This window comes from Paenibacillus amylolyticus (assembly GCF_036894225.1).
GTDB lineage: Bacteria > Bacillota > Bacilli > Paenibacillales > Paenibacillaceae > Paenibacillus > Paenibacillus amylolyticus.
Genome location: NZ_CP145892.1, coordinates 1,693,834 through 1,707,900 on the forward strand (window position 1 = coordinate 1,693,834; position 14,067 = coordinate 1,707,900).

A 14,067-nucleotide genomic window follows, 5' to 3' on the forward strand; every position below is an offset into this window, starting at 1 on the left:
TCGGAAGTACAAAAAATAGAAGAGAAAACCGGATATTCTCCGGTTACACACATGCCTGAGGAGGATTTAAAGAAATGGATACTTTTCTAGTCATATTGAATGTAGTGGTTATACTTGCCTTACTTGGTATCCTCTACTGGATGCAGAAAAAGCATATCTCCTTTACGAAACGCGTATTTGCGGGTCTGGGACTGGGGGTTGTTTACGGGGTTATTCTTCAATTGGTGTACACATCAGGTTCTGATGTAGTTACGAAATCAGTCGATTGGTTCAATCTGGTCGGTTCAGGATATGTTCGTTTGTTGCAAATGGTCGTGATCCCATTGATCATGGTGTCGATCATTTCGGCCATTATGAATCTGAAGGGCAAGCAAAATCTCGGCAAGATGAGTGTTTCCATTATTGCCATTCTGTTGATCACCACAGCGATTGCCGCAGGGGTCAGCATTGTGACCAGTCTGGGCTTCAACCTGACTTCCATTGAGATTCAAGGAGGAGACCGGGAGAATGCGCAGATTCAGAAGGTGGAGGAACGGCTTGTTGATGTGAAGGATCAGACCATCCCGCAGCAAGTGCTGGAATTCATTCCTTCGAATCCATTTGCAGATATGACAGGAGAACGTCGTACATCCACACTGGCGGTGGTTATCTTCTCCGCGTTTATCGGTGTAGCGGTACTTGGACTGGATCGCAAAAAACCTCAGCAGGCGGAGACGTTCCGCGGTATGGTTAATGCGGTATATGCGGTGGTTATGCGAATTGTTACGCTGGTGCTTAGGCTTACGCCTTACGGGATTCTAGCACTGATTACAAAGGTAACGGCGACAACCAATGCGGAAGAGATATTAAAGCTCATCAAATTCGTCATTGCGTCCTACGTGGCCCTCATCTTGATGTTTATTATTCACCTGATCATTATCTCTCTGTCCGGCTTCAACCCGGTTACGTATTTAAAGAAGGTGCTGCCAACACTGGTATTTGCCTTTACGTCCCGTTCAAGTGCAGCGGCAATCCCGCTGAATGTGGAGACACAGACGAAGAAACTCGGCGTATCGGACGGCATTGCGAACCTGTCTGCAAGCTTTGGTGCTACGATTGGGCAAAACGGCTGCGCCGGGATCTATCCGGCCATGCTGGCGGTGATGATTGCTCCGACGGTCGGCATCGACCCGCTGAGCTGGGACTTCATTGTGACTTTGATCCTCGTAGTCATGATCAGTTCGTTTGGTGTGGCTGGCGTTGGCGGCGGGGCAACCTTCGCTTCCCTGATCGTATTGTCCACCATGAATCTGCCTGTGGCTCTGGTTGGACTACTCATTTCCGTGGAGCCGCTGATCGACATGGGTCGTACAGCGCTTAACGTGAACGGGTCGATGACATCAGGACTCGTGACGAGCAGAATTTTGAAGGAAAACGATCGGGACACGTTTAACGATCAGAGCCGTGAGCTGGATTCTGCGGCTCAGGCTTAATACAGAATGGATTAGATAGAAGCTCACATTAAGATAGCTAGAGCCGTCTACAAATCAAGTGAGAAAAGCCGTCCTTCGGAGGAATCCGGAGGGCGGTTTTTTGCGGCAATCAAACTATGCTGTGCACAGTGGTGAAGCAGTCTTCTTTTTCGATATACGGTGCAAGGGGAATAGAGGTAGGAAAAACTAGTATGGTCGAGAGGGAAGCGGGAGGAATATAGAAGGGGTCGTAGTCACTCAGGCACGCTTGGAGTTATTTAGTTCTGTTCATGGGACGAGAAATGTGATAGAGTATTCATGTTTTGGCCCTGAGCCAAACCGCGGTTCGTAACCATCCCGCGTAATCAAAACTAGGAAGGCAGTGTATGTATTTATGTTTAACTTAGGGTGGGGAGCAGTTTTTGTTCTCGTAACTTATGGATTTTTCCTGCTGTGTTACCGCTTGTTCGGTAAAAAAGGTCTCTATGCCTGGATTGGTGTGGCTACGGTTATAGCCAACATTCAGGTGACCAAAACGATAGATATCATGGGAATTGTACTGACGTTAGGCAACACGATGTATGTCAGCATGTACCTGACCAGTGACCTTCTTAATGAAAAATATGGACCAGGTGAGGCACGCAAGGCCGTATGGTTTGGCTTTTTCACGCTCATCATGACAACGGTTCTGATGCAGATGGTGTTGTTCTTTGAACCGGCACCAACAGACTTTGCACAGGAATCTATGGCGAAGTTGTTCGGTCTGCTGCCACGTTTGGCACTCGGAAGTCTGACAGCGTACTTCATCAGTCAGTTCCTGGATGTTCGATTGTACTCCTGGTTACGCAAGGTGGCCCCAGGGCGCAACCAGTTGTGGATTCGCACCAACGGTAGTTCCATCATCAGTTCATTTGTGGATACACTGGTGTTCTGCACGATCGCGTTTGCGTTCATCTACCCTTGGGATGTTTGGCTGGAAATCTTCCTGACGACCTATATTATCAAATTTGTATTAACTGCGGTCGGAACGCCGTTTCTGTATGCTGCACGTAGCTTTAAGTTTAAGGATGAAGCTTAGACAATATTCAAAGAGTATCACTTAAAAAAACCTCTGCTCGGTCAATTGTAATTCGGACTCTGCAAGGGTTTTTTTTCATAGAAAAGACCCGAAACAAGAAAAATCCTTTTTACATTTTTATGAAAAAGTTATAATATAAACGACCTGTCGTTATAAGCGTGTATCATTAGGAACGATGATTTTCATACAAAGGGGAATCGCACATGTACTCTACACTGCGTTATACACTGGAAAGCAATGGCACAACCTACGAGAATGATAACATTAATGCTTCGTTATTGGTGGAGTTGATCTCCAATCTGGAATTGCAGGAATTCGTAGTACTTGTACCTTCCGAGCTGGTGGAGGGAAGTATGTATATGCAGGCTGCTGCGCTTGAGGAACCAGGGCAGATGGTGGCGGAGATTCGTTTGCAGGAAGGCGAGGACGGTTTCCGACATTACAGCTGCAGAACAACAGATACGACTGGGATTATTCAATGGTTTCTGGATTACTGGGGGAAGCAACAGCTGCCACAGCTGGAGTCTTGGCAGGATATCACGCATGAGTTTGACTAATGGTAAATGAGTGAGCAGGAATAAAATTACGTAGAATGCAGACGGAGTAATTTAGGATATGTTTTGTATTAATTAAAATCCCGCAACCCATGATATTCATGAATTTGCGGGATTTTTGCGTTCGCGTGTGTACTTGCTACTTTTTCTGTATACAGGCCTGAGGCGTACGCGAAAGGAGTATATTATTTTGAAGATACAGTTCAGCACAGTTTCGTGCAGTTTAGTTCATGATGCACAATATCGGCTGAGTATTGATGTATATGGGCTGTTTTTGACATAGATCCAGTTGGATTAGTCGGTAAGGATTTGCAGTTCTTTTGGATATGTCGTCAGAACTTCGATACCCGTCTCGGTCACAATTACATCATCTTCGATACGGACGCCGCCTGCTGCGGTATAGATGCCCGGTTCAATCGTGAATACGGTACCTTCATTCAGGATGTCCATATTCTCTCCATGAAGAGAGGGATACTCATGTACGTCGATACCCAATCCATGGCCTACTCTGTGCATGAAGCGCTCGCCGTATCCCGCTTCTTCCGTGACCTGGCGTGCTGCACGATCCACTTCGGCGCAGGTAATGCCTGGTTTCACGATTTGGATAGCAGCTTCGTTCGCTGCGAGTACAGTGTTATAGATGGTTTTGAGTTCAGGGGAGATATCACCAAAAGCGAATGTACGCGTGATATCCGAGGCATACCCTCCAGCATACACACCCATGTCAAACATCAACAGGTCACCATGTTGCAGTTTCCGTTCACCCGGTGTACCGTGTGGCAGACCTGTTTTGGGTCCCGTGAGCACCATGGTATCAAAGGAAGGCGCATCGGCACCCAGCTTTTTCATCTGATACTCCATCTCGGCGACAAGTTCGATCTCGGTTACGCCTGTGCGAACATGAGAGAGTCCTTGACGCAATGTTTCTTCAATCAGATAAATGGCGTGGCGAATGCGTGCTACCTCATCCGGTGTTTTTTTCACACGTAATGTGCGAAGCAGGGGGCCAACATCTTCAAAGCTGGCAGCACCTAGCGCGGCGGTCAGTTGTTCATAACGTGCGACCGTCACGTATTCTTTCTCGAGACCCACCCGGCCCAAGCGCCCCTGATAACGATCAAACAAAGCGTATGGATTATCCGTATCCGTGTGAGTAGCAATGTTGGATACCGAGGAAGCGGCTGCGGCAGCTTCAGCATCAAGCGCAGGTACAATCAACAGGGGCTCTTCGCCACGTGCGAGAACCAGACCGAGGAAGCGTTCATGCGGATTGCTCGCAAATCCAGTTAAATAGTAGATATGTTTTGGATCTGTGATCAGCATGGCGTCCAATCCTTGCCCGGACAGATCGGCTTCAAGACGAGATAAAGGGTTTTGATTCATAAGTGTAGTTGTCCACCTTTCCATTCATACTATCCTTCTATTATAAAAGATTATGATGGAATTCCAAACTGCGGTGATTTCATATCCTCGGAATACCTTGAATTCTCGGTTTAAGCGGCTGGTATGAAGGGTAATACAGGGCGAAACCGCTTAACAGATGAATAATAACACCACAACAATAGAGAGCAATCCATTAACAATACGTTGAAGCTTGACTTATTTATTTTATACAAAAGAACGATATACGAAGGGAGATGTAATCATGAATAATCGAGTAACCGTTCCACTGTATGCTTCATTATTAAGTGTGGCACTGTTAACCGCGTCATGTTCTTCAGGCGAACCTTCTACGGGAGGAACAGAGCAGACGTCTCAGGGGCAGGGAACAGGTCAGGGACAGACAGCCAACGGAGGCAATACCGGTGCAAGTGGAAATGAGAGTGGAGCGCAGGGAGAGACTGTTATTCCGTATCAGGCTTCCGTACTGGTTGAAGGACTGAATGCACCATGGGAGATTGTGAGTGTGCCTGATGGTCGGATGTTTGTAACGGAACGCCCTGGTGCGATTCGGGTCATTGAGGATGGAAAACTAGCCCCTGAACCACTGATTGAATTCTCAGCCCCATTTAATGAAGAAGGTGAGGGAGGTCTGTTGGGTCTTGCGGCTGATCCGGACTTCGAGGATAACGGTTATCTGTATGCATACCACTCCTATCTGGAAGGCGACGACATTGCCAATCGGGTGTTACGTCTCAAGGTGAATGATGGCAAAGCGGTCATAGATCAAGAGCTGCTTGGTAACATTCCAGGCGGAACGAATCATAACGGTGGGCGGATCAAAATTGGCCCGGACAAGTTGCTCTATATCACGACAGGTGAGCGTTATGAACCGGAATTGTCACAGAACGAAGATAGCCTTGGAGGTAAAATATTGCGGATAGGTCTCGATGGATCGATCCCGGCAGACAACCCATGGCCGAATTCACCTGTATACAGTATGGGACACCGTAACGCACAGGGACTGGCATGGAATCCGGACAACGGTTACCTCTATTCTACCGAACATGGTCAGCGAAATCATGATGAGATTAACCGGATTGTAGCTGGTGAGAATTATGGCTGGCCCGAGGTAGAAGGAGACGACGATGACAACGGCGCATATCAAGCTCCGCTTGCACATAGTGGGAATGATACATGGGCGCCATCTGGTGTAACTTTTGTAGAAGAAGGACCTTGGGCTGGATCACTGATTGCTGCGAATCTGCGTGGAGAGCAGTTGCTGAAGGTTACTCTTTCGGAAGATGGCACACAGGTGGAGAAGGTGGAACCCATCTTCGAAGATGAGTGGGGCCGGATTCGCAATGTGAGTGCTGGCGAGGACGGGAAGTTATATGTGCTTACGAACAATCGGGATGGACGAGGATCGCCACGTGATGGAGATGACAAGCTGATTGTACTAACTCCGGAGAGCTGAGTCGGGGTCAGGGAGAGAAAATCAGTGTTGCAGGACAGAGTCGCACCGGATTGGTCTCGCCGTAAGGTAGCGAATGGAGTGAGTTTAAAACGAACGGTTGCCGCTTATCTTGAGCTAAAGCCCTGAAGTGCCCTGAATCTGAATCGCTCTAAATAAAATTTTTCTAAAGAACCTGACGCACCTTAAATAGAGGTTTGGTGGCGTTCGTAGAATTTAACGAACCTCAGCCACGTTATATAGCCAAAATTCACTCGAAACCTGCGGAAAAACCAATGAAATGAGCAACTAAGGTGTCTGGAGTTCGTTAGAAAATCTAGACACTTAAAATACTGCGTATAGGGTGTCTGAGATTCGTTACAAAACAAGTATAACGTTTAGACTGTGCCCAATTCGTTAGAGACGGACCTCGGTCAATAAGTAGACACTTACGTTACGGTTTTCCGGTGAATTGTTTTGCCAAACGGGCAGGGGAAAGATACTGTGCACATGTCGTAGTTCAATATAAGATACTGCGTGCATACTGTATGAATAGCGTGCGCAATAGGTGCTACCATACGGTCAACACCAGTGCAGTAGAGTAGTAGAAGTGCGTGGTTAACTAATCAAAGGAGCTGTCCCTGTCAAGTTCATGACATTGGGACAGCTCCTTGATTGTAATGTATGTGTCATCCTAATCTTGAATGAGCTACAACGCACAATGCCGCACGAAGAGAAACAGCGTTAATAGGATGCGTTATCGTTCCAAAAAACTCACAGCTCCGCGTTCTTTACTACTCTGCGCTCTCCGCAAGTGTGGCAATACGCTGAGCCGGATCATTCATGTACTCTCCACCGTGATAACAGAGAACCTTATTGAGCTTAAGGTCGGTCAGTTTCTTCAGGCTTCGCAGCGCTTCAGGCATGTCCGGTGTCGCTTGTGGTGCAGGGCCAACCAGTTCATCATCGACCACACGAAGTTCATCGGCAGCGAGCAGGAACTGTTGCTCCCCGAAATACAGGCAGATATGACCTGGCGTATGTCCCGGTGTATGAATGACCTGTGTACCACCTTGAAGGGGTAATATGTCCCCGTCTGCCAGCGTTCTGCTAATGTTCACTTCAGGCAACTGCAAGAGCAGTTGATCTGCCAGTGCCAAAACGGGCGCGGGCAGCAGAGCACGACGTTCAGGTGTGAATTTGATCAAAGGCTTCTCACCGGTTAGATATGGAATCTCATCGGCATGTGCCCAGATTTCCAGATCGGGAATAGCATCCAGAAGAGCGCCCAGGTTACCGATATGATCGATGTCCTGATGAGTAATAATCACACGTTTGACGTCCGAGAACTGTACGCCCTCTTGTTCCAATACGGATTGAAGTTCGGCAAATTGTCCAATCATGCCTGTATCCACCAGGGTAACGCCATCTACATCACGAAGCATGACGGGGAATATGGGGCTGTTCCCGGAAGGTGTAGGAATCTGAAGATTTAGCACAGTAATCGAAGTTGTTGGATGGCTCATGGTTATCCGGACCGTAGTCCGGTACACCTCCTTATATTTTTAAGCGATGATTGTTGTTATTCAGGGCGATTATATTTTAAGTGTTTTCTATATTTTTTAACGGTATGGAGTAGTGCTTCGAACGTTTCTTCTTCATTACTGCCGTCCTTAACGATGGAGACAAACGAGAAGTTATCATGAACAAGTTTGTTTCTCGTCTGAAACACCAGACTAAGCGCTTCAGCGAAGTGTTCTTTTTCGGATTCCAGAGCAATGAACTCTTTACTGAGTTCGGCCTGAATAATCTCCATATTGGAGCGGGCACGGTATGCAGGAGTTTTCATCAGCTGGGTCGAATTAAACTTTTTCTGATATACGTCTCTATACAGTTGATGTAACATTTGTTCAATAATGGCGCATAGTTCGATGACCAGTGAAGCATATCTTCGGTTTTTGCGTTTTCGGGTGAACTCACGTGTTTCTTCTTTGTCCAAAATACCGTATTTTTCATACAGCGTAGAATCAACGTTCTGCAAGATTTCCTGATATTCCTGTTCGAGTAGTGCGATTTCAAGTTTGGCTTGTTTTTTAACTTTTTTAAAATCTTCTTTGGTCAGCATACTTGTCCTCCCATGGAAACCGAGATGTGATCCTATCATTATCTCATATTGTCCGTCGTCGCGCCTCTAATTTCGGAACCTCAGGTTCAGAAGGGAAGTACCTCATGTCCAATCAGACAGCAATTGTAACAGGAGCTAACTCAGGTATGGGGTTGGCAACCACCATTGAACTTGCAAGGCAAGGATATCGCGTAATTATGGCATGCCGCAGTGAGAAGCGCGGACAGGAGGCTCTTCAGGAAGCTGTGCGTCAGTCCGGTTCTTCTGCGATTGAATTGATGCTGTGTGACCTGGGTTCACTCGACAGTATACGCCAGTTTGCCGGCACATTCCGCGAGCGTCATGATCACCTTGACGTTCTGGTTAATAATGCGGGGGTAGTGATGGTTAAGCGAAAGGAAACCTCAGACGGGTTCGAACAAAGTATCGGTATTAACCATCTGGGGCATTTCCTGCTGACCTTACTTTTGATAGAACCTCTGAAAGCTGCGAAGCAGGGACGGGTTGTGAACGTTTCGTCAGGTGCTTATAAGGCCGGCAAAATCCACTTCGAAGATCCACATCTGCACAAAGGTTATAATCCGATCAAAAGTTATGCCCAATCCAAACTGGCGAACGTGCTGTTCACTCGTGCACTGGCTAGCAAACTGTCAGGTACGTCTGTCACAGTGAACTGTCTACACCCTGGTGCGGTGGGAACGAGTATTGGCGTAGATCGCAATACCGGATTTGGCACACGCATTATGGCGTTTGCAGGTAAACTTCCATTCTTTCTGTCCCCTGAAGAGGGGGCGCGAACGGCTGTTTATCTGGCCACAAGCCCTGAAGTCGTCGGCTTCACCGGTCGTTACTTCTATCAACAGAAAGAGCAGCAGCTGAAGGCACATGCCGTTGACGATGCTTCAGCTGAGCGTTTCTGGACGTGGAGCGAAGAACAGGTGGGGCTAAGAGATGACGAGAAGTTGTAATTCAGCACAAGCTGATGAGTGACTCATGAATAGAGTCGTTACATCTTTTATACTTTTGCCTTCACAGCTTGTTGGATCATTTCAATAACAGCTTCAATACGTTGGATGCCTTGATCTCCCTGACCGTATGCACGGACAGAGGCGGATGAGGCATTTTTCTCATTCTCACCAAGCACGAGCGAATAAGGAACTTTTTCCATCTGGGCTTCACGGATTTTGTACCCGAGCTTCTCGCTCCGCAGATCTGTTTCTACCCGAATGCCCGCAGCCCGGAGCTCGCTCTGTACTTGGAGTGCATAGTCTGCATAATGATCTGACACAGGTAGGAGCTTCACTTGTACAGGTGCGAGCCAGAGTGGGAACGCTCCTGCATAGTGCTCAGTCAGGATGCCGATGAAACGATCGATCGAACCATAGATGGCACGATGGATCACGACCGGACGGTGTTTCAGGCTATCCTCGCCAATGTAAGTGAGGTCGAATTTCTCCGGCATTTGAAAATCAAGCTGGATTGTTCCGCACTGCCAGCTGCGCTTCAGCGCATCGAGGATATGAAAGTCAATTTTCGGTCCATAAAAGGCACCGTCCCCTTCGTTAATGCGATACTCCACGCCCCGACGATCTAGTACATTTTGCAATGCGCGTTCCGCTTGATCCCACAGCTCTTCCGATCCCATGGAATCTTTCGGACGAGTGGACAATTCAATCTTATATTCGAATCCAAAGATATCGTACATACGTCCGATCAGTGAGATCGCCTGATTGATCTCGTCCTCGATCTGCTCTGGCATGACGTAGAGATGAGCATCATCCTGGCAGAATGTCCGCACACGCATCATTCCGTTCAGGGCACCTGAGAATTCATGACGGTGAACCTGACCAAATTCCATCATGCGAATGGGTAATTCGCGATAGGAATGAAGTGTGTTTTTGAAGATCAGCATATGCCCAGGGCAGTTCATCGGTTTCAGTGCAAAAGTGGCATCGTCCACTTCTGAGAAATACATATTGTCCTTGTAATGCTCCCAGTGACCGGATTGCTCCCACAGACGATTGTTCATCATGAGAGGAGTCCGAACTTCCTGATACCCTTCCTGCAATTGCAACTCACGGGAGAACTGCTCCAGTTCAGTGCGAACAGTCATACCTTTGGGCAGATAGAAGGGCATGCCGGGCGCTTCTTCGGAGAACATGAACAGTTCAAGCTCTTTGCCAAGTTTACGATGATCCCGTTTCTTTGCTTCTTCGAGCATGTGCAGATGTTCATCCAGTTGGGCTTTGTTCGGGAAAGCAGTGCCGTAGATGCGTTGTAGCATCTTATTATCCGAGTTACCCCGCCAGTACGCACCAGCCACATTCAGCAGCTTGAACGCTTTGATTCGACCAGTGGATGGAAGATGTGGACCGCGACACAGATCGAAGAACTCTCCTTGATCATAGATTGAAAGTTCGGCGCCCTCTGGCAAATCCTGAATGAGTTCAAGCTTGTAAGGGTCCTGGATTTCTCCGAAGATACGGAGGGCTTCCTCCCGGTTAACGACCCGGCGACTGATCTTATGATTTTCCTGAATGATTTTGTTCATTTCCCGCTCGATGGCAGCCAGATCACTGATGGACAAGGCATGCTCCAGATCAACATCGTAATAGAATCCATCTTCAATGACTGGGCCGATACCCAGTTTCACTTGTTCTGCACCGTAAATGCGTTTGAGTGCCTGTGCGAGCACATGTGCTGCGCTGTGACGATAACGATACAGACCTTCCGCACTTTCTAAAGTAACGATAACAAGTTCGCAATCTTGCTGGAGCACCCAATCGAGATCGACATTTTGACCATCTACAATACCGCCGATAGCCTGTTTCCCAAGACTTGTGCTGATAGATGAGGCAACCGCACCTACAGTGATGCCTGCTTCGTAAGAACGTATCGCGCCACCTTGCAGATGGACCTCAATGGAATGACTGGATGGTTGAAGATCATTTGCTTGGTTGTTTATTTCGTTACCTGATTTGTTGCTTACTGAGTTACTGTTTTCTTGTTTGCTCATGTGAACCACTCTCCATTTCTTAAAATGAAAGCGCAAAAAACACCCGTCCCGGAAAAGGGACGAGTGCGCTTGGCTCGTGGTTCCACCCTAATTTTGGTTATGGTGCACCCTGCTCTCGGCCAGCCGCCGGAACAGAAAACATCATAACCCTCATTGGAATCCGTTATCGGGGATCAGACGGTGAACTCTACTGGCAGCATGCCGAACATCGGAGGGACGTCCGAAATGCTGAGGTTCGAGGTCACGGCTGCAGAGGGGTAATTCCGGTCCGTTCGCTGAAGAAGGTTTCACCAATCCCCTCTCTCTCTGGGCAGCACGCAAACGAAATCATGTCTCTGGTCATCGCCAAATATGTTAGATCAACTCATTAAAGTTATCCTGAAATGTGTTGCATTCAATATCAATATATTGGAACAGGTGTTATTGAGTGTCGATTATATAGACTGGAAATGGAAAGGTCAAGCGGAACATTTTAATTGGTTTCGGACGGCCCATCCCATATTAAGCGAATGATCGTTCCTTCACCAGGGGTGGACTGCACCTCAATACGACCATTCATGGCTTCGATCAAACCTTTGGTTACCGCCATGCCCAGCCCTGATCCAACGTCCGATGTACCTGTATCTGTACCGCGATAGTATCGTTCAAATAACTTCCATACCATCTCGGAGTCCATGCCTCTTCCATTATCGGCAAACTGAATGCTGAATTCATCAGCGTGTTCACCAGAATGCACACTGACAACCAGGATGGACTCGGGCGGGTTATGAAGAAGGGCATTAGCAGTCAGATTATCCACAATTCGTTCGAACGATGGAATATGGACGAGTCCATATACAGGTACTTCAGAAGGTTGGAATAGGATGCGACCTTTCCCATATGCCGGGTTTCGTTCAGCACGCTGGATCAGATCACGAAGTAACGTATTTACGTCAGTCTCTTCCACCACAGGTTGATATCCGCCACTACGCAATCGGTAGGTCATGGCAAGATCGTTGACAAGCCTGTCCATATACATGGATTTATCGAGCATGATGCCAGCGAATTCCCTGACTTCCTCCGTGCTCCAGCTATACTTATCCGCCTCAAGCATATGAGCATAACCCTGGATGGAGGATAGAGGCGTCTTCAGATCATGTGTTATGCCAGCGATCCATTCCTCCCGTAGGGAATCGGTCTGTTTGCGGAATTCTTCATCTTGCTTCAAGGTGTGAGACAGGGCCTGCATGGAGCGAAGCACTTCCGCATACACGTTGTATTTTCGCTTCCACTTACCGTTACGACGCTGACTGCGAGGCACTCCGGAGGCTCCCGTAGGTTCCTCGTAATGTCCTCGCTCCAGACGCTGTAACCATTGGAGCATATGCAGCATGGGCGAGCCGAAACGGTTCGCATACCAGAAGGCAAGCAAGATGAGCAGAATGATGATGGACACAATCAATACAACCAATGCCGGTTCCAGAATAAAACGGTAGGGATTTTGATTCCCTGTAACATTTGGATCGCCGGGGATGCTAATCAACCAGGTGGTTTCATTCTTCTCATCGTACCATGTGGCAATGGACTTGCCTGATCGACTTGGATAACGAATCTGCAGAATCAATTCCTGAATGGTGTATTCGCTTGGTACACCCACAGCTGGTTTGTTAAAGGAGGAGAGCTCGCGTCCCGACTCATCCAATACTTGAAGATAGGCGTTAGCAGCACGAAGAGCTTCCCGTTGGTCCGGTTGAAGATTAAACTTCCCGTTGGTGAAAGTGAGGTCCGAACGAATATTGTTCATGAGCGACTTGGCCGGGTTACTCTCGCCATATAATAAAGTGAAGTTCTTCCCGTTCTTCTCCCGAATGAGCATGACAATCTGATAAGGGAAAGGCTTTTGATTTTCCCAGTATGCAATCAATTCCCCTGGCTTATAGTGAGTAGGAACATCGGCGGGAGCGTGATAATCATCAATGGCGTAACCTCGTTCATCCAACACCTGGAGCCAGCCTTGATATTTATCCACTTGCTTTAGCAATTCGGGGTCATACTTAATGGTATTATCTGGCATGAATTCTGCTGTATTAATTAATTGGTCCAGACCGTTAACTGCAAAATCATCCACCAAATTCACTTCATTTACCTTTTGCACGACCCAGTAAGTGGCTACAGACCCAAGCAGAATGATCAGAATGACGGCTCCCGCAAGCATTCCGATAAACCGGGTCATTAATTTGCGACGAATACTCATGGGCGTGACATATGTTCCGGCTGAATGAGCTTGTATCCCAGACCTCGGACGTTAACAAGATAGACTGGATTGGAAGGGTCGGCTTCAATGCGCTCCCGAATGCGGTGAATATGAACCATCACGGTATTATCATCACTAATGGCCTCTGAGCCCCATACCCGTTCATATAGATCTGATTTGGTGAAAATACGATTGGGATGCTTGCAGAAAAAGAGCAGCAGTTGAAATACAAGTGCAGGACAGGCTACGGGGTGTCCTTCGACTCGAAGTTCACCAGCCCATTCCAATACCTGAAACCGTCCAAAATCGTAGACACCCTCCGGGATACTGGAAGATGACGTATTTACGCTGGATGGGATGTGATCCGAGATCGCAGCTGTTTTTGAAGGTAAATAACGCTTCAGTAAGGATTTAATCCGAGCAACGACTTCCAGAGGGTTAAAGGGTTTAGAGACATAATCGTCGCCACCAACGGCGAATCCCGTTAATTTGTCATAGTCAGTTGTTTTGGCCGTCAGAAACAGGATGGGCGCATCGGTGACCTGCCGTAGAAAAGGACAGATTTCCAGTCCGCTTTTGCCGGGAAGCATGATGTCGAGCACGATACAATGGTACGTTTTGTTGTTGCAGGCCTCAATGGCAGCTTCGCCTGTTGTAACGGTATCAATATCGAGAAACTGTTCTTTGAGGAGAACGGTTTTGAGCATATGCAGGATAGCTTGCTCATCATCCACAAGCAGTATTGAGACGTTATCCATAGTTTGAAAATGACCTCCT

At 47.6% G+C, this 14,067-nt stretch carries 11 protein-coding genes; 5 read left to right on the forward strand and 6 right to left on the reverse strand.

All coding sequences use genetic code 11. From position 1 onward, the window contains the following. Positions 1 to 74 precede the first annotated feature (74 nt). The 3 genes from V6668_RS07550 to V6668_RS07560 all read left to right on the forward strand — a co-directional run bounded on the left by V6668_RS07550 (position 75) and on the right by V6668_RS07560 (position 3,086). A complete protein-coding gene (locus V6668_RS07550) occupies positions 75 to 1,472 on the forward strand; it encodes an L-cystine transporter (RefSeq protein ID WP_338708063.1) in 1,398 nt (465 codons plus the stop codon). A 373-nt stretch (positions 1,473 to 1,845) separates the two neighbouring features. Next, on the forward strand, positions 1,846 to 2,529 hold the full coding sequence (locus V6668_RS07555; protein ID WP_076251591.1) for a queuosine precursor transporter: 684 nt from the start codon (positions 1,846 to 1,848) through the stop codon (positions 2,527 to 2,529). 203 nt (positions 2,530 to 2,732) lie between these two features. Next, positions 2,733 to 3,086 (forward strand): hypothetical protein, encoded by a 354-nt coding sequence (locus V6668_RS07560; protein WP_100527912.1) that lies wholly within the window; start codon positions 2,733 to 2,735, stop codon positions 3,084 to 3,086. Between the two features lie 291 nt (positions 3,087 to 3,377). Here V6668_RS07560 and V6668_RS07565 read toward each other — a convergent pair whose 3' ends face one another. Continuing rightward, positions 3,378 to 4,466, reverse strand: a complete 1,089-nt coding sequence (locus V6668_RS07565; protein WP_338708064.1) for a Xaa-Pro peptidase family protein — start codon at positions 4,464 to 4,466, stop codon at positions 3,378 to 3,380. A gap of 262 nt (positions 4,467 to 4,728) precedes the next feature. Here V6668_RS07565 and V6668_RS07570 point away from each other — a divergent pair, with 262 nt between their 5' ends. After that, positions 4,729 to 5,940 (forward strand): PQQ-dependent sugar dehydrogenase, encoded by a 1,212-nt coding sequence (locus V6668_RS07570; RefSeq protein ID WP_338708065.1) that lies wholly within the window; start codon positions 4,729 to 4,731, stop codon positions 5,938 to 5,940. Between the two features lie 770 nt (positions 5,941 to 6,710). Here the strand turns inward: V6668_RS07570 and V6668_RS07575 are convergent. Beyond that, positions 6,711 to 7,442, reverse strand: coding sequence for an MBL fold metallo-hydrolase (locus V6668_RS07575; protein ID WP_100527915.1), 732 nt, complete (start codon positions 7,440 to 7,442; stop codon positions 6,711 to 6,713). Positions 7,443 to 7,498: 56 nt separating this feature from the next. Further along, positions 7,499 to 8,041, reverse strand: coding sequence for a hypothetical protein (locus V6668_RS07580; protein WP_100527916.1), 543 nt, complete (start codon positions 8,039 to 8,041; stop codon positions 7,499 to 7,501). A 104-nt stretch (positions 8,042 to 8,145) separates the two neighbouring features. Between V6668_RS07580 and V6668_RS07585 the strand changes: the two genes are divergently transcribed. Further along, on the forward strand, positions 8,146 to 9,009 hold the full coding sequence (locus V6668_RS07585) for an SDR family oxidoreductase (protein WP_100527917.1): 864 nt from the start codon (positions 8,146 to 8,148) through the stop codon (positions 9,007 to 9,009). Between the two features lie 47 nt (positions 9,010 to 9,056). On the opposite strand, the gene thrS is transcribed toward V6668_RS07585, so the two are convergent. From thrS to V6668_RS07600, 3 genes are all read right to left on the reverse strand, one after another. After that, positions 9,057 to 11,057 carry a threonine--tRNA ligase gene (gene thrS, locus V6668_RS07590; protein ID WP_243391353.1) on the reverse strand — a complete coding sequence of 667 codons (2,001 nt, stop codon included), beginning with the start codon at positions 11,055 to 11,057 and terminating at the stop codon, positions 9,057 to 9,059. 472 nt (positions 11,058 to 11,529) lie between these two features. Then, on the reverse strand, positions 11,530 to 13,290 hold the full coding sequence (locus V6668_RS07595) for a HAMP domain-containing sensor histidine kinase (RefSeq protein WP_338708066.1): 1,761 nt from the start codon (positions 13,288 to 13,290) through the stop codon (positions 11,530 to 11,532). After that, positions 13,287 to 14,048: a response regulator transcription factor gene (locus V6668_RS07600; protein ID WP_100527919.1), complete on the reverse strand. Its 762-nt coding sequence runs from the start codon at positions 14,046 to 14,048 to the stop codon at positions 13,287 to 13,289. The genes V6668_RS07595 and V6668_RS07600 overlap by 4 nt, the downstream gene beginning before the upstream one ends. Between the last annotated feature and the right edge of the window lie 19 nt (positions 14,049 to 14,067).